12 protein-coding genes are annotated in these 16,882 nt (G+C 69.0%); 9 read left to right on the plus strand and 3 right to left on the minus strand.

Annotated elements, in window-relative coordinates:
* Positions 1 to 39: 39 nt before the first annotated feature.
* The gene (gene eccCa / locus ACWD10_RS13880) at positions 40 to 3,984 is read right to left on the minus strand and encodes a type VII secretion protein EccCa (protein ID WP_451090372.1); all 3,945 of its coding nucleotides are present in this window, start codon (positions 3,982 to 3,984) and stop codon (positions 40 to 42) included.
* Between the two features lie 410 nt (positions 3,985 to 4,394).
* Between eccCa and eccD the strand changes: the two genes are divergently transcribed.
* The 6 genes from eccD to ACWD10_RS13910 all read left to right on the plus strand — a co-directional run bounded on the left by eccD (position 4,395) and on the right by ACWD10_RS13910 (position 11,612).
* The gene (eccD, locus tag ACWD10_RS13885) at positions 4,395 to 5,852 is read left to right on the plus strand and encodes a type VII secretion integral membrane protein EccD (RefSeq protein WP_451090374.1); all 1,458 of its coding nucleotides are present in this window, start codon (positions 4,395 to 4,397) and stop codon (positions 5,850 to 5,852) included.
* A gap of 273 nt (positions 5,853 to 6,125) precedes the next feature.
* Entirely contained in the window at positions 6,126 to 6,413 is a 288-nt protein-coding gene (gene rpsO / locus ACWD10_RS13890) for a 30S ribosomal protein S15 (protein ID WP_451090376.1), read from the plus strand.
* A 341-nt stretch (positions 6,414 to 6,754) separates the two neighbouring features.
* Positions 6,755 to 8,977 (plus strand): polyribonucleotide nucleotidyltransferase, encoded by a 2,223-nt coding sequence (locus ACWD10_RS13895; RefSeq protein ID WP_451090378.1) that lies wholly within the window; start codon positions 6,755 to 6,757, stop codon positions 8,975 to 8,977.
* Complete coding sequence (locus ACWD10_RS13900; RefSeq protein WP_451090380.1) at positions 8,974 to 10,353, plus strand: M16 family metallopeptidase; 1,380 nt, start codon at positions 8,974 to 8,976, stop codon at positions 10,351 to 10,353. Before ACWD10_RS13895 ends, ACWD10_RS13900 begins: the two co-directional genes overlap by 4 nt.
* A gap of 39 nt (positions 10,354 to 10,392) precedes the next feature.
* Entirely contained in the window at positions 10,393 to 11,151 is a 759-nt protein-coding gene (gene dapB / locus ACWD10_RS13905) for a 4-hydroxy-tetrahydrodipicolinate reductase (RefSeq protein WP_451090382.1), read from the plus strand.
* Positions 11,152 to 11,156: 5 nt separating this feature from the next.
* Positions 11,157 to 11,612 carry a hypothetical protein gene (locus tag ACWD10_RS13910; protein WP_451090384.1) on the plus strand — a complete coding sequence of 152 codons (456 nt, stop codon included), beginning with the start codon at positions 11,157 to 11,159 and terminating at the stop codon, positions 11,610 to 11,612.
* An 8-nt stretch (positions 11,613 to 11,620) separates the two neighbouring features.
* Here ACWD10_RS13910 and ACWD10_RS13915 read toward each other — a convergent pair whose 3' ends face one another.
* Both ACWD10_RS13915 and ACWD10_RS13920 read right to left on the minus strand, forming a co-directional pair.
* Positions 11,621 to 12,184: a hypothetical protein gene (locus ACWD10_RS13915; RefSeq protein ID WP_451090386.1), complete on the minus strand. Its 564-nt coding sequence runs from the start codon at positions 12,182 to 12,184 to the stop codon at positions 11,621 to 11,623.
* A 125-nt stretch (positions 12,185 to 12,309) separates the two neighbouring features.
* On the minus strand, positions 12,310 to 12,549 hold the full coding sequence (locus ACWD10_RS13920; RefSeq protein WP_451090388.1) for a hypothetical protein: 240 nt from the start codon (positions 12,547 to 12,549) through the stop codon (positions 12,310 to 12,312).
* Positions 12,550 to 12,771: 222 nt separating this feature from the next.
* On the opposite strand from ACWD10_RS13920, the gene thyX reads away from it, so the two are divergent.
* The 3 genes from thyX to ACWD10_RS13935 all read left to right on the plus strand — a co-directional run bounded on the left by thyX (position 12,772) and on the right by ACWD10_RS13935 (position 16,524).
* A complete protein-coding gene (gene thyX / locus ACWD10_RS13925; RefSeq protein ID WP_451090390.1) occupies positions 12,772 to 13,512 on the plus strand; it encodes an FAD-dependent thymidylate synthase in 741 nt (246 codons plus the stop codon).
* Positions 13,513 to 13,774: 262 nt separating this feature from the next.
* Entirely contained in the window at positions 13,775 to 14,674 is a 900-nt protein-coding gene (gene dapA, locus ACWD10_RS13930) for a 4-hydroxy-tetrahydrodipicolinate synthase (RefSeq protein WP_451090392.1), read from the plus strand.
* 164 nt (positions 14,675 to 14,838) lie between these two features.
* The gene (locus ACWD10_RS13935; RefSeq protein WP_451090394.1) at positions 14,839 to 16,524 is read left to right on the plus strand and encodes a ribonuclease J; all 1,686 of its coding nucleotides are present in this window, start codon (positions 14,839 to 14,841) and stop codon (positions 16,522 to 16,524) included.
* Positions 16,525 to 16,882: the final 358 nt, after the last annotated feature.

Below are 16,882 nucleotides of genomic sequence, written 5' to 3' on the forward strand. Positions count from 1 at the left end.
CCACACGGGTGCCGCCCCTTCGACGACGTACGGCGAACCTCAGAAGCGCGGCGGCAGCCACCCCGTCTGGATCATCTGACCGCCCCGGCGGCGGGTGTGGAACTGGCCACGGCCCGGCGGCAGTTGGGTCGGCGTGATGTTGCCCAGGAGCTGTCCCTCGCTGCGGTCGCCGGAGAGCACCACGCCCTGCGCGCCGAGTTCACGGATGCGCTGCATCACCGGCTCGTACAGGGAGCGGCTCGCGCCACCGGACTGGCGCGCGATGATCAGGCGCAGGCCGACGTCGCGGGCGAACGGCAGGTACTCCTGGAGCGGGCTGAGCGGGTTCATGCCCGTGGCCACCAGGTCGTAGTCGTCGATGATGACGAACGCGTCCGGGCTGCTGTACCAGCTGCGGTTGCGCAGCTGCTCGGGCGTGACGTCCGGCCCCGGCATCCGGCGGCTGAGCGAACCGGCCAGGCCCTCCATGGTCTCCTGGAGTGCGGGCGCCGCGGCGCAGTAGCGCGACAGGTGCGACTCCGGGACGCCCTCCAGGTGGGCGCGGCGGTAGTCACCCATGACGATCTTCGCCTGCTCCGGCGTGTACCGCTCGGTGATCTGCTTGATGAGCAGCCGGATGAGCGCCGACTTGCCGGACTCGCTCTCACCGAAGATGACGAAGTGCGGGTCGGTCTCGAAGTCCACGAAGACCGGGGCGAGCGCGGTCTCGTCGATACCGAAGGCGACACCGCGGTCCGGCACCTCGAAGCCCTTGGGCAGCCGGTCGGCCTCCAGGAGGCGGGGAAGGAGACGCACCGCGGGGGCCGGGTTGCCCTGCCAGTTCTCGTTGACGCCCTGGATGAGGACCGCGGTGGCCTCGGACAGGTCCTCGTCCGAGGAGGAGCCGTCGACCCGCGGCAACGCGGTCATGAAGTGCAGCTTGTCCTGGGTCAGTCCGCGGCCGGGGACCGCCGCCGGGACGTTCTGCGCGACCTTGCGGTCGACCTCGGACTCCGTCGGGTCACCGAGGCGCAGCTCGATGCGGTTCTGCAGCATGTCCTTGAGCGCGGGCCGCACTTCGGTGTACCGGCTCGCGGTCAGGATGATGTGCACACCGAAGCCGAGACCGCGCATCGCCATGTCGGTGATGGACGCCTCGAGCGCCTCGTAGTCCGTCTTGAAGGTGCCCCAGCCGTCGACGACCAGGAAGACGTCGCCCCAGGGCTGGTCGGGCAGCTGGCCCGCGTTCCGCCGCTGGCGGTAGGTGTTGATCGAGTCGATGTTGTTCGCGCGGAAGTACTCCTCGCGCGTGTTGAGGATCTGCTCGACCTCGCTGACCGTACGGCGGACCTTCTCGGCGTCCAGACGGTTGGCGACGCCACCGACGTGCGCCAGCTGTTCCATCGCGATGAGGCCACCGCCACCGAAGTCCAGGCAGTAGAACTGCACTTCGCTGGGCGTGTGCGTGAGCGCGAAGGATCCGATCAGGCTGCGAAGGAGCGTGGACTTGCCGGACTGCGGGCCACCCACGATCAGACCGTGACCGGCGCCGCCGGAGAAGTCCCGGTACAGCACGTCACGCCGCTGCTCGAACGGCTTGTCCACCATGCCGACCGGCACATTGAGGCGGCCGAGCGCGGTGTAGTCGGGCGCCGTGAGACCGCGCTCCGGGGTGACGGCGAGCGCCGGGAGCAGCTGCTCCAGGGACGGCGCCTCCTCCAGCGGGGGCAGCCACACCTGGTGGGCGGGCGGGCCCTGGTTGACCATCTTGCCGACGATCACGTCAAGGACGGTGTCGGCGAGCGCGTCGTCGACCCGGTCGTCCGGCTCCGGCTCCTCGATCACCGGCTGCGGCGGCAGGGCCACCTTCTCCGCGGTGAACAGCGCGGGGCGCAGCTGTGTGGAGCGCTGCACGCGTGTGGGACCCTCGCCGCGGTACGGCCCCGACACATAGGCGGCCTTGAAGCGGACCATCGTGTCCGTGTCGTACCGCAGGTAGCCCGAACCCGGCACCGACGGCAGGTGGTAGGCGTCCGGCACGCCGATCGCCGTACGAGACTCGGCCGCGGAGAACGTCCGCAGACCGATCCGGTACGAGAGGTAGGTGTCGAGGCCGCGCAGCTTGCCCTCTTCGAGGCGCTGCGAGGCGAGCAGCAGGTGTACACCCAGAGAACGGCCGATCCGGCCGATCTGGATGAACATGTCGATGAAGTCGGGCTTGGCGGTGAGGAGTTCGGAGAACTCGTCGAGCACCATCACCAGGGACGCCATCGGCTCGAGGGCGGCACCGGCGGCGCGCGCCTTCTCGTAGTCGTGGATGTTGGCGTAGTTGCCCGCCGTACGAAGGAGCTCCTGGCGGCGCTGCATCTCACCGGTGATCGAGTCCCGCATACGGTCGACGAGGGTGAGGTCGTCCGCGAGGTTGGTGATCACGGCCGCGGTGTGCGGCATGTCCGCCATACCGGCGAACGTCGCACCACCCTTGAAGTCCGCGAGGATGAAGTTCAGCGTCTCCGAGGAGTGCGTCACCGCGAGGCCGAGCACGAGCGTACGAAGGAGCTCCGACTTACCGGAACCGGTGGCGCCGACGCACAGACCGTGCGGGCCCATGCCTTCCTGAGAGGCTTCCTTGAGGTCGAGCATGACGGGCTCGCCGCTCTCGCCCACACCGATCGGCACCCGCAGGCGCTCGTGCAGGGTGCGCGGCCGCCAGGTACGCGAGACGTCCACGGAACCGGCGTCGCCGATGCCCATGAGGTCGGTGAAGTCCAGGTTGGACAGGAGTGGTTCGCCCTCTTCGGCGCTGCCGACCCGGAACTGGGCCAGCTGGCGCGCGAGCGCTTCCGCCTGCGCGTGGCTGAGCACATCCGGCTTGCCGGTGTACGCGGACTCGTGGCCGACGAACAGCTGAAGCCGGTCCGGCTTCACATAAGAAGTGAGGCCGCCGCGCAGCTCGTCCTCGAGCTCACCCGGGGCGATCTCGACGAACGTGACGCCCTGCAGGCCCTCGGCGCCCGCGAGTTCGGAGTCCGGCGGGACGGTGCCGCCGTCCAGGATGACGATCAGGTGCGGCTGGTCGTAGACCGGGTTCGCGTCGCGGTTCCAGCGAGGCCGGTCTACGAGCTGGTCCTCAAGGGCCTCCTCCAGCTCACCGAGGTCGTCGAAGAGCAGCCGCTCGGAGCCCGCGCCGTCCTTGGCCTTGGGGTGCTGCGCGTGCGGCAGCCACTTGATCCAGTCCCAGTCCTTGTTGGCGGACGGGTGCGCCACGACCGCGAACAACAGGTCCTCGGGGGAGTGCAGCGTGGCGAGTTGGGCGACCGCCGCGCGCGCGTTGCCGTACACCGTGTCCGTGTCACCGCAGAGGGCGATGTGGTAGAAGGCGCGCAGCGAGACGGAGACCGGCAGGTCTCCGATGCTGCCGTGAGCGTCGAGGAACGCCTTCATGGCCGCCGCCGTCAGCGGCTCCAACTCCTCCTTGGGAGCGGTCTCCGGGGCGACGAGCGGGGTGGCGAGCTGCTGGCTGCCGAGGCCGATGCGGACGGAGGCGAAGTCGGCGTCGGTCGGGCGCCGTTCCCACAGCCGCTTGCCGTCCGCCGCCAGCGCCCAGAGCTGGTCCGGGTCCGGGTGCTGGAACAGCTGGCTGTTGCGCTGTGTCTCGGCGGTCTTGTGGACGTCCTTGCGGACCTGCTCCAGATAGCGGAAGTAGTCCCGCCGGTCCTGTGCCATACCGGAGCCGCCGGTCTGCCGGGACTTGGCGAACTGCGCGATGGCCATGGCGAGCGTGGAAGCGAGCATCAGACCGCCGACAACCCGCATGTACGGCGGCAGGCCCGGCATGAAGAAGAAGCCGACGGAACCCAGCATGCCGAACATCGGCAGCAGGTTCATCAGCATGCCGTCATCGCCCTCCCGCGGAATTTCGGGCGGCGACTCGAGCTTGACCTCCCCCTCCGGGACGGCAGGCGGCTGGATCCGCGGCTGCCGCTTGATGATGACGACGCTCACCGATGCACTCATCCTTCATGGTTGCTGTGTCTTCCCGGGGCCGTGACACTGGCGAACCACGTCGCGGTCCCCCGGAACCCCCGGCCGACAGCCAGCCGGTCAGTCTCTGCACCGACGCCCCCCGTTGAGCGGCGACGGCATACCCGTCCGCGTAGGCGCCGATCCTACTGTCAAGCACTGACAGCCAGACAGTCAGGACGGTGGAGAAGGCGCAAGGGTGCGGTGAGAAATGAAGAGGCGACACCGGGCCCCCGGAAAGTGGACGGTAGGGTGGCGCTCCGCGTTATACGCGCGGCATAAAGACGTCCCGGAGCGAAGGCCCGAGCACGGCGTGCGCAGGCGCTTGGCGCAATGCGGAAGACGTTCGAGAACACGTTCAAGATGCCTTGTCCAACAGGGGGAACAATCAGGTGAGCACGGGCACATCGACGGGTTTCTGCCGGGTCACCGTCGCAGCGCCGGACAGTCGCATCGATGTGGCGCTGCCAGAGGACCTGCCCATCCAGGACATCTATCCGGAGATCATCCGGCTCTCGGGCATGGCCCAGGCGGACGGCGCGCTCGCCGGCTACCACCTGGTGCGCCGGGACGGTGACGTCCTCGACGCCAGCAGGTCGCTCTTGGAGCACCGCGTCCGCGACGGCGAGGTGCTGCTCCTGCGCCCCTTCGCCGACTCGCTGCCGCCGGCCGTCCACGACGACGTCGTGGAAGCGGTCGCGGCCGCCGTCAAGCAGGACCAGCGCAGCTGGAACGACAACCTCATGCGGATCGCGGGCCTGGTCTCCGGCGTCCTGCTCCTGACCATGCTCGGCTTCGTCCTCTGGTTCGCCGACCCGCTGCGCCACGACATGCACGGCCTCCAGGGCATCGTCGCCGGTCTCATGGCGATCGCCCTGACCGCCCTCGCGGGCGTACGCGCCCGGGTGTACGAGGACCGCGGCGCCGCCGTCGCCCTGGGCATCGCCTCGTTGCCGCACGCGCTCATCGCCGGATCCGGCGTGCTTCCGCAGGACGCGGGTGAGGGACCGGGACGGCTCCAGTTCCTCGTCGGCTGCGTCGTGGTGCTGCTCTTCTCCGTCGTACTGATCATGCTGCTCCCGCAGGGCGACGCTCCTTTTGTTGCCGCCGCCCTCGCCGCCGCGATCGGCACCCTGGCCGCCTTCGGCGGCGTACTGACCGAGGCCGCCCCGAGCGAGATCGCCGCCTGCACCGCCGTCGTCGCGGTCGCCGTGGTCGGCTTCCTGCCCGGCTGGTCCGCCCGGTTCGCCAAGCTGCCGATCGGCTTCCGCTCCCCGGAGGACCTCGCCCGGGCCCGCCGTGAGGGCCAGGACGGCGACGTCGAGGCCGTCGACGTACAGCGCATCGTCGCCCAGACCAGCCGCGGCCACGAGCTCCTGCTCGGCCTCGTCGGCGGCTGCGCCATCGTCATCGCCGGCTCCGGCGGTGCCGTCCTCGGCTTCAGCAGCAACGGCTGGGCCCAGCTCGTGGCCCTGGCCGTCGGCCTCGCCGCGATGCTCCGGGCCCGCCTGTTCCGCTACACCGCGCAGGTCAACTGCCTCCTGGTGTCCGGCGTCGTCACCATCGCGCTGCTCGTCCTCGGCCTGGCCATCAACCCGCCCATGGAGATCCTGAAGGACCTCTACACCGGCGACTCCGGCCCGGTCGACCTGCGCACCCTGTGGCTCGGCGCCTGCGTCGCGTTCGGTGCGCTGCTCCTGATCGCGATCGCTCTGATCGTGCCGCAGAAGGGCCTCTCGCCGTTCTGGGGCCGGATGCTCGACCTGGCCGACTCGCTGGTCCTGCTCTCCCTGGTGCCGCTCTGCCTGGCGGTCCTCGACGTCTACGCCAAGGTCCGCGGCGGCATCTGACCCACTGCCCCGCACAGCACCGTTCGGCACACCGCAAGGGCCCGGGACCAGCCGGGCCCTTGCGGCGTTCCCGGGCCGTACTTCTGTGGTCAGGGGCCCGGACCCCGGCTGGTACTCTGTGTAGCGGCCGTTTGTGTACGCGCCCCCGGAACGCTCTTGACAGCTCTCTGGAGGCAGCGCCCAGCGGATCCCCGCCTCCCGAGTAACGGAAGCTCCCCTGAGACCAAGACCAGGGGCACTCGGTGGCCTTCAGAAGACGCATGAGGAGTTCGCGTGTCCCTCGACACCGCCACGAAGAAGAAGATCATGGCCGAGTTCGCCACCAAGGAGGGTGACACCGGCTCCCCCGAGGTTCAGGTCGCGCTGCTCTCGCGCCGCATCTCGGACCTGACCGAGCACCTGAAGACCCACAAGCACGACCACCACTCCCGTCGTGGTCTGCTCATCCTGGTCGGCCAGCGCCGCCGCCTGCTGCAGTACCTGGCCAAGAAGGACATCCAGCGCTTCCGTGCGCTGGTCGAGCGCCTCGGCATCCGCCGCGGTGCGGCGGGCGCCCGATAAGACGCCCGGAAGGGAGCGGTTCCCACTCGAAGGGGGCCGCTCCCTTCGTGCTATACGTGCGCAGTGTCACCGCCCCTTTGTAGGCTGGTCGCACCAGGCCGTACGAGACGCACGTCACTCCGTGCCGTTCTGCGGCACACAACGCAATACCGTACGAGGAGAAGCGCCCCTCGCCGCCGCCGGTCCTCGGTAGTGGCCCCCGGGACTTCACCCCGGGTGCTTCGATCGAAGACCGGCAAGCTGCAAGCTCACACGGCGCGCTTCTCCACCCGTCCCTCCGCCATACGGGCGCCGGGACAAAAGACGCAACGCAACGTCGCAACGTAATGGAGAAACCGCTAGTGGAGAACGAGACCCACTACGCCGAGGCCGTCATCGACAATGGCGCCTTCGGTACCCGCACCATCCGCTTCGAGACGGGCCGCCTGGCCAAGCAGGCCGCCGGTTCCGCCGTCGTGTACCTCGACGACGAGACCATGGTCCTTTCGGCCACGACCGCGTCGAAGCACCCCAAGGACCAGCTCGACTTCTTCCCGCTCACGGTCGATGTCGAAGAGCGCATGTACTCGATCGGCAAGATCCCCGGCTCCTTCTTCCGCCGGGAGGGCCGCCCCTCCGAGGACGCGATCCTCACCTGCCGCCTGATCGACCGCCCGCTGCGCCCCACCTTCAAGAAGGGCCTGCGGAACGAGGTGCAGATCGTCGAGACGATCCAGGCCCTCAACCCCGACCACCTCTACGACGTGGTCGCCATCAACGCCGCCTCCTGCTCCACGCAGCTGTCCGGCCTGCCCTTCTCGGGCCCGATCGGCGGCACCCGCGTCGCCCTCATCAAGGGCCAGTGGGTGGCGTTCCCGACCCACACCGAGCTCGAGGACGCCGTCTTCGACATGGTGGTCGCCGGCCGCGTCCTCGAGGACGGCGACGTCGCGATCATGATGGTCGAGGCCGAGGCCACCGAGAAGACCATCGAGCTGGTCAAGGGCGGTGCCCAGGCGCCGACCGAGGAGGTCGTGGCCGCGGGCCTCGAGGCCGCCAAGCCCTTCATCAAGGTGCTCTGCAAGGCCCAGTCCGAGCTCGCCGCCAAGGCCGCCAAGCCGGTCGCCGACTTCCCGGTCTTCCTCGACTTCCAGGACGACGTCCTGGACGCGCTCACCGCCGCCGTCCGCGAGGAGCTCTCCCAGGCCCTCACCATCGTGGGCAAGCAGGAGCGCGAGGCCGAGCTCGACCGCGTCAAGGACCTCGCCGCCGAGAAGCTGCTCCCGCAGTTCGAGGGCCGCGAGAAGGAGATCTCCGCCGCCTACCGCGCGCTCACCAAGGAGCTCGTGCGCGAGCGCGTCATCAAGGAGAAGGTCCGCATCGACGGCCGCGGCGTCACGGACATCCGTACGCTCGCCGCCGAGGTCGAGGTCATCCCGCGGGTGCACGGCTCCGCCCTGTTCGAGCGCGGCGAGACCCAGATCATGGGCGTCACCACGCTGAACATGCTCCGCATGGAGCAGCTGCTCGACACCCTCAACCCGGTGACGCGCAAGCGCTACATGCACAACTACATCTTCCCGCCGTACTCCACCGGCGAGACCGGCCGCGTCGGCTCCCCGAAGCGCCGCGAGATCGGCCACGGCGCCCTCGCCGAGCGCGCCCTGATGCCGGTCCTGCCGACCCGCGAGGAGTTCCCGTACGCGATCCGTCAGGTCTCCGAGGCCCTCGGGTCCAACGGCTCGACGTCCATGGGCTCGGTCTGCGCCTCCACCATGTCGCTCCTGAACGCCGGTGTGCCGCTGAAGGCCCCGGTCGCCGGTATCGCCATGGGCCTGATCTCCAAGGAGATCGACGGCGAGACGCACTACGTCACCCTCACCGACATCCTCGGTGCGGAGGACGCCTTCGGTGACATGGACTTCAAGGTCGCCGGTACGAAGGAGTTCGTGACCGCCCTCCAGCTCGACACCAAGCTGGACGGCATCCCGGCCTCCGTCCTGGCCGCGGCCCTCAAGCAGGCCCGCGACGCCCGCCTGCACATCCTCGACGTCATGACCGAGGCCATCGAGGTCCCGGACGAGATGTCCCCGAACGCGCCGCGGATCATCACCGTGAAGATCCCGGTCGACAAGATCGGCGAGGTCATCGGCCCCAAGGGCAAGATGATCAACCAGATCCAGGAGGACACCGGCGCCGACATCACGATCGAGGACGACGGCACGATCTACATCGGTGCCGCCGACGGCCCGGCCGCCGAGGCCGCCCGCGCCACGATCAACGGCATCGCCAACCCGACCATGCCGGAGGTCGGCGAGCGCTACCTGGGCACCGTCGTGAAGACGACGACGTTCGGCGCGTTCGTCTCGCTGCTCCCGGGCAAGGACGGTCTGCTGCACATCTCGCAGATCCGCAAGCTCGCCGGCGGCAAGCGCGTGGAGAACGTCGAGGACGTGCTCGGCGTGGGCCAGAAGGTCCAGGTCGAGATCGCCGAGATCGACTCCCGCGGCAAGCTCTCCCTGATCCCCGTGATCGAGGGCGAAGAGAGCGCTGACGAGGAGCCGAAGGACGACGCCGCCAAGTGACGTCCCGTAGCACCAAGGCGACGGCCCGCACCTCCGCGCAGGTGCGGGCCGTCGCCCGTACGCAAACCCTGCTCAAGGGCAAGGACGGCATCGGCACCGTCCGCCGCACCGTCCTTCCGGGCGGCCTGCGCGTGGTCACCGAGACCCTGCCCTCGGTCCGTTCGGCGACCTTCGGCATCTGGGCACACGTCGGCTCCCGCGACGAGACCCCGAGCCTCAATGGCGCCACGCACTACCTGGAACATCTCCTCTTCAAGGGCACCGAGAAGCGGACCGCCCTGGACATCTCCGCCGCCATCGACGCGGTCGGCGGCGAGATGAACGCCTTCACGGCGAAGGAGTTCACCTGCTACTACGCGCGCGTGCTCGACAACGACCTGCCGCTCGCCATCGACGTCGTGTGCGACATGCTCACCGGCTCGCTGATCGAGCAGGAGGACGTCGACGCCGAGCGCGGCGTGATCCTCGAAGAGATCGCGATGACCGAGGACGACCCGGGCGACTGCGTGCACGACCTGTTCGCGCACACCATGCTCGGCGGCACCCCCCTCGGCCGCCCGGTCCTGGGCACCGTCGACACCGTCAACGCCCTGGACGCGTCCCGTATCCGGCGCTTCTACAAGAAGCACTACGACCCGCGGCACCTCGTCGTCGCGGCCGCGGGCAACGTCGACCACGCGAAGGTCGTACGCCAGGTCCGCGCCGCCTTCGAGAAGGCGGGTGCCCTGAAGGACCTCGCGGCCGAGCCGATGGCCCCGCGCGACGGCCACCGCACCATCCGCGCCGCCGGGAACCTGGACTTCGTCGACCGCCGTTCGGAGCAGGCCCACGTCGTGCTCGGCATGCCCGGCCTGGCCCGCACGGACGACCGCCGCTGGGCCCTGAGCGTGCTGAACACCGCGCTCGGCGGCGGCATGTCCTCGCGCCTGTTCCAGGAGGTACGCGAAAAGCGCGGCCTCGCCTACAGCGTCTTCTCGTACACCTCGTCGTACGCCGACTGCGGCCTCTTCGGCGTCTACGCGGGCTGCCGTCCGAACCAGGTGCACGACGTACTGAAGATCTGCCGGGACGAACTGGAGCACGTGGCGGCGCACAGCCTGTCCGACGACGAGATCGGCCGCGCCATCGGCCAGCTCGCCGGCTCCACCGTCCTCGGTCTGGAGGACACCGGCGCGCTCATGAACCGCATCGGCAAGAGCGAGCTGTGCTGGGGCGAGCACATGTCCGTCGACGACATGCTGGCCCGCATATCCGCCGTCACCCCCGACGAGGTCCGTGAGGTGGCGCGCGACATCCTGGGACGCCGCCCGTCGCTCTCGGTGATCGGTCCGCTGAAGGACAAGCAGGCGTCCCGGCTCCACGAAGCAGTCGCCTGACGGCTGCCCCGCCCTCAACCCCCGTAAGGAAGCAAGGACATGAGCAAGCTGCGCGTGGCGGTCCTCGGCGCCAAGGGCCGGATCGGCTCCGAGGCGGCCCGGTCCGTCGAGGCCGCCGACGATCTGGAACTGGTCGCCGCCCTCGACCGCGACGACAAGATCGAGGCGCTCGCCGAGGCGGGTGCACAGGTCGCCGTCGACCTGACCCACCCCGACGCGGTGATGGGCAACCTCCAGTACTGCGTGGCGAACGGCATCCACGGCGTCGTTGGTACGACGGGCTGGACCGACGAGCGCCTCGAGCGGCTCCGCGGCTGGCTGGCGGCATCCCCGTCCACCGGCGTCCTGGTGGCCCCGAACTTCTCCATCGGCGCGGTCCTCACCATGCAGTTCGCACAGCAGGCGGCCCGCTTCTTCGAGTCCGTCGAGGTCATCGAGCTGCACCACCCCAACAAGGCGGACGCCCCCTCGGGCACCGCCCACCGCACCGCCCAACTCATCGCGGCCGCCCGCGAGAAGGCGGGCAGCGCCCCGCAGCCCGACGCCACCAGCACCGCCCTGGACGGCGCCCGCGGCGCGGACGTCGACGGGGTGCCGGTGCACTCGGTGCGCCTGCGCGGCCTCCTGGCCCACCAGGAGGTGCTGCTCGGCGGCGAGGGCGAGACGCTGACTATTCGCCACGACTCCCTGCACCACAAGAGCTTCATGCCGGGCATCCTGCTCGGCGTGCGTCGCGTCGTGGACACCCCCGGCCTCACCTTCGGCCTGGAGCACTTCCTCGACCTGGGTGGCAACTGATCGCCATGCGCGCAAAGGTCACGTACTTCGCCCTGGCTGCCGCCCTCGTCGTCTACTTCGTCCTGGTCGGCAGCCGGGGCGTGCTCCTGATACGGGAAGGCACGGCGGTCACCGTCACGTTCGGTGCCGCGGTGCTCGTCCTTCCGCTGATCGGTGTGTGGTTCCTTTGGCAGACGACCCAGTTCGCCCGTAAGGCAGGAGCCCTGGCCGCCGAGTTGGAGGCGGAGGGCGGTCTGCCGGTCGACGAGCTGAAGCGCACCCCGAGCGGGCGGATCGACCGCGACTCCGCGGACGAGGTGTTCGCCAAGCGCCGCGCGGAGACCGAGGACGCACCGGACGACTGGCGCACCTGGTTCCGCCTCGCGGTCGCCTACCACGACGCCCGCGATACCCCGCGGGCCCGCAAGGCGATGCAGCGCGCGATCGCGCTGCGGGCCACATCAAGCCCGTCCGGCGAGTAGGACAGGCTTTACGCGGCCCGCCCGTACTCGTACGCCCATGCCTCGATCGTGTCCGCGGCCCGGTCGAAGGCCTCGCCGCGGGCCAGGAAGTCGGCGTTGTGGTCGGTGAACAGCGGCGCGGGCAGCGGCTCCCCACCTTCTCGTACGAGCAGCAGCGCCTGCCCCTGCACGGTGCGCGGCAGCCCGAGCCAGCGCACCGGCTGCTGAGTCGTGCGGACGGCCGTGACCTGCGCCCACGGCACCGTGCACGTCTTGAAGAAGCTCACGTGCCGCAGCCCGCGCGCGCTCACCCAGGTCCCGATGCGCAGGAGCCGGAGCGCGACCGCGATGACCAGGACGGCGCCGAGGCCGCAGGCCAGCGCGCCGGGCAGCGCGCCCGCGAAGGCGATGATCACGGCGGCGAGGAGGACGTACGCGGCGAGCAGCAGAAGCAGGGCCGCGACACCGACCCGCCACGGGCCGGGCCGGTAGGGGCGTCGCCACTGGTCACGGTCGTCGTACGGCAGTGCGGCGTCGGCCGTGTCATCGGATCCACCGAACGCGCGGTCGGCCGTCAAAAAGGGCAGGGGCACGACTTGGACCTCACTCAAACACGCTCAATTGGGCTGTGCCCGGTGAGGCTATCGAGGCACGCAGCGAGCGACCACCCCGGGGGGCCAAGGGGGTTGCCGCGCGTCGCCGACGCCGACGGCGGGCGTCAGCGCCCGTCGGACGCCTCGGACTGCTGGGTCTTGCCCGGTGACTGATCGGGCGACAGGGCGGGCAGCCCGAACAGCAGGGAGCCGACGAGTCCGGCGACCACGGTGAGGCCGACCAGGGTGTGGCCGAGTATCTGGCCGGTCGTGGCCCGTTGACGGGGCGGGGGCGTGACGTTGCTGCGGTACTTGTCGGCTTCGGCTATGAAGGCGAACGGAACGGGCTCGCGCCGACGGAACATGGAGGGGGGCTCTCCTCTTCGCTCTCAAGAAACCCGCGGGTCTCGAACTGAATCGCTGCTACCAAGACAGACGTTCAAAGGGGCACATTGGTGCCCTGATTCGGGAAAATTCCCCGAAGCAGGTCGAGAACGCAGCAGAGCACCGCCGATCGGCCGACTGTCAGTGCCGCGCCGTAGAGTGGGCACCGCCCTGAGCGAGTGCAATTTGGAAGGACCCCGCCGGTGAGCGAGACCCCCGCAGCAGATCAGAAGCCGAGCTTCCGCAGCGATGTGACCGTCGAGTTGGTGAAGCACACCGCGAGCGACTCGGACGTCCTGTTCGCCGCCCGCGTCTCCACCCTCGGCGAGCAGTCCCTGGACGAGCTTTCCAAGGACCCGGAGCGCTCCAAGGGCCTGATCAACTTCCTGATGCGGGACCGGCACGGCAGCCCCTTCGAGCACAACTCGATGACGTTCTTCATCAGCGCCCCGATCTTCGTCTTCCGCGAGTTCATGCGGCACCGCGTGGGCTGGTCGTACAACGAGGAGTCGGGCCGCTACCGCCAGCTGGAGCCGGTCTTCTACGTTCCGGGGGAGTCCCGCAAGCTCGTCCAGGAGGGCCGCCCGGGCAAGTACGAGTTCGTCGAGGGCACGCAGGCGCAGCACGAACTCACCGGCCGCGCCATGGAGGACGCGTACCGCACGGCGTACGAGGCGTATCAGGAGATGCTGGCCGCAGGCGTCGCCCGCGAGGTGGCTCGCGCGGTCCTGCCGGTCGGCCTCTTCTCCTCGATGTACGCGACGTGCAACGCCCGCTCCCTGATGCACTTCCTCGGCCTGCGCACCCAGCACGAGGACGCCAAGGTGCCGTCCTTCCCGCAGCGGGAGATCGAGATGGTGGGCGAGAAGATGGAGGCGGAGTGGGCCAAGCTCATGCCGCTGACTTACGCCGCGTTCAACAAGAACGGCCGCATCGCCCCGTAGAAACGGACTGGGGAAGACGGGCACAGCCGGGCACAGCGGGACCACACCCGGGCACGAGCAGGCACGGAAGTGCGGGCACAGATGTACGGTCAGCCGAGCGAAGTGTCCGCATTGCAGCATTTGTAGAAGTTCATCTAGCCTGATCAAACGGACCCGGTACTGCTTGAACCCCCGAGCAGGCAGTGCCGGGTTCCGTCCGTTTCACCCAGCTCACCGCCCCCGAGGGGGGACCACCGCCTGAGCAGCGAGTAGCGTGTTACCCATGGCTCCGACCTCGACTCCGCAGACCCCCTTCGGGCGGGTCCTCACCGCCATGGTCACGCCCTTCACGGCGGACGGCGCACTCGACCTCGACGGCGCGCAGCAGCTCGCCGCCCACCTGGTGGACGCAGGCAACGACGGCCTCGTCGTCAACGGCACCACCGGCGAGTCCCCGACCACCAGCGACGCGGAGAAAGCCGATCTCGTACGAGCCGTCGTGGAGGCCGTCGGCGACCGGGCGCATGTGGTCGCGGGCTGCGGCACCAACGACACCCGGCACAGCATCGAGCTCGCCCGCCAGGCGCAGCAGGCCGGCGCGCACGGCCTCCTGACCGTGACGCCGTACTACAACAAGCCCCCGCAGGAAGGCCTGTACCGGCACTTCACGGCCATCGCCGACGCCACCGAGCTGCCGGTCATGCTCTACGACATCCCCGGTCGCAGCGGCGTCCCGATCAACACCGAGACCATCGTCGCCCTCGCCGAGCACCCCCGGATCGTCGCCAACAAGGACGCCAAGGGCGACCTCGGCCGCGCCAGCTGGGCCATCGCACGCAGCGGCCTCGCCTGGTACTCCGGCGACGACATGCTCAACCTGCCGCTCCTCTCCGTCGGCGCGATCGGCTTCGTCTCCGTCGTCGGCCATGTGGTGACGCCCGAGCTGCGCGCCCTGCTCGATGCCCACGTCACGGGCGACGTGCAGAAGGCGACGGAGATCCACCAGCAGCTGCTCCCGGTCTTCACCGGCATGTTCCGCACCCAGGGCGTCATCACCACCAAGGCCGCCCTCGCCCTGCAGGGCCTGCCCGCCGGACCGCTCCGCCTCCCGCTGGTCGAGCTCTCGCCGGAGGAGACGCATCAGCTCAAGATCGATCTTGCTGCGGGCGGGGTAGAGCTCTGATCACAGACTTCACAACTGAATACACCCGACAAGCAGTACGGCGACGCATCGCGCCGCAGCGCGCCCGGCTCGCCGAACAGCGTCAGACAGAGACAACTGCACTGCACGAATGACATGCGCGCCACGTGCCTCTGGTACGTGGCGCGCATGGGTAGGAGAGTCTTTTGAGTCATCCGCATCCTGAGCTCGGCTCCCCGCCGAAGCTGCCCGAGGGTGGCCTGCGCGTCACCCCGCTCGGCGGCCTCGGCGAGATCGGCCGCAACATGACCGTCTTCGAGTACGGCGGCCGCCTGCTGATCGTCGACTGCGGCGTGCTCTTCCCCGAGGAGGAGCAGCCCGGCATCGACCTGATCCTGCCGGACTTCAGCAGCATCCGGGACCGCCTCGACGACATCGAGGGCATCGTGCTCACGCATGGGCACGAGGACCACATCGGTGCCGTCCCCTATCTGCTCCGCGAGAAGCCCGACATCCCGCTGATCGGCTCCAAGCTGACCCTCGGGTTCATCGAGGCGAAGCTCCAGGAGCACCGCATCCGCCCGTACACCCTTGAGGTCAAGGAGGGGCAGCGGGAGCGCATCGGCGCCTTCGACTGCGAGTTCATCGCGGTCACGCACTCCATCCCGGACGCGCTCGCGGTCGCGATCCGCACCCCCGCCGGCATGGTGGTGCACACCGGCGACTTCAAGATGGACCAGCTCCCGCTCGACGGTCGCCTCACCGACCTGAACACCTTCGCGCGCCTCAGCGAGGAGGGCATCGACCTCCTGCTCAGCGACTCGACGAATGCCGAGGTCCCCGGCTTTGTACCGCCGGAGCGCGATATCTCGAACGTGATCCGGCAGGTCTTCGCGAGCGCCCGCCGCCGCATCATCGTGGCGAGCTTCGCCAGCCATGTGCACCGCATCCAGCAGATCCTCGACGCCGCCTACGAGAACGGCCGCAAGGTCGCCTTCGTCGGCCGCTCGATGGTCCGGAACATGGGCATCGCCCGTGACCTCGGCTATCTGCGCGTACCGGCCGGACTCGTCGTCGATGTGAAGACGCTCGACGACCTGCCGGAGCACGAGGTCGTCCTGGTCTGCACGGGTTCCCAGGGCGAGCCGATGGCGGCCCTGTCCCGGATGGCCAACCGGGACCACCAGATCCGGATCGTCCAGGGCGACACCGTCATCCTGGCCTCGTCGCTGATCCCCGGTAACGAGAACGCGGTGTACCGGGTCATCAACGGCCTGACCCGCTGGGGCGCCAATGTCGTCCACAAGGGCAACGCCAAGGTGCACGTCTCGGGCCACGCCTCGGCCGGCGAGCTGCTGTACTTCTACAACATCTGCAAGCCGAAGAACGTGATGCCGGTTCACGGCGAATGGCGCCATCTGCGGGCCAATGCGGAACTCGCCGCCATGACGGGAGTCCCGCAGAACCAGATCGTGATTGCCGAGGACGGCGTCGCCGTCGATCTGGTCGAGGGCAAGGCGAAGATCGTCGGTAAGGTCCAGGCCGGTTATGTGTACGTCGACGGGCTTTCGGTCGGTGACGTGACGGAAACGCACCTGAAGGACCGCCGCATCCTCGGTGACGAGGGCATCGTTTCGGTCTTCGTGGTGGTCGACTCCACCACCGGCAAGATCACCGGCGGCCCGAACATCCACGCCCGCGGTTCCGGAATCGAGGACTCGGCCTTCGACGTCGTGATCCCGAAGATCCAGGACGCCTTGGACCGTTCGGCCCAGGACGGCGTCGTCGAACCCCACCAGCTCCAGCAACTCATCCGCCGCACGCTGGGCAAGTGGGTCTCGGACACCTACCGTCGGCGCCCGATGATCCTCCCGGTCGTCGTGGAGGTCTGACCCCGCCGGAGCAGCTCAACTGAGAAGGGGGCGCCTCGATTTGCATCGGGGCGCCCCCTCCAGTACGTTTACGGCTCCGCCTGAACGCGACCGAGCGCACGTGTGTGCCCGGAGCGGACCCGAAAGGGCAGCGGTAAATCCGACTCAGAGTCTCTGATAAAGTCGGTGCAGCCGAAAGGCAAATGGCTCTCCAACGGCCACGGATTCGAATTCTCGAACCGCTCCCGATGGGAAACGGAACGGGAAAAGGATCTGGTAAGGTTGGAAACACCGAAGGGAAGCGCCCGGAGGAAAGCCCGAGAGGGTGAGTACGAAGGAAGCGTCCGTTCCTTGAGAACTCAACAGCGTGCCAAAAGTC

Source organism: Streptomyces sp. NPDC002851, assembly GCF_053591935.1.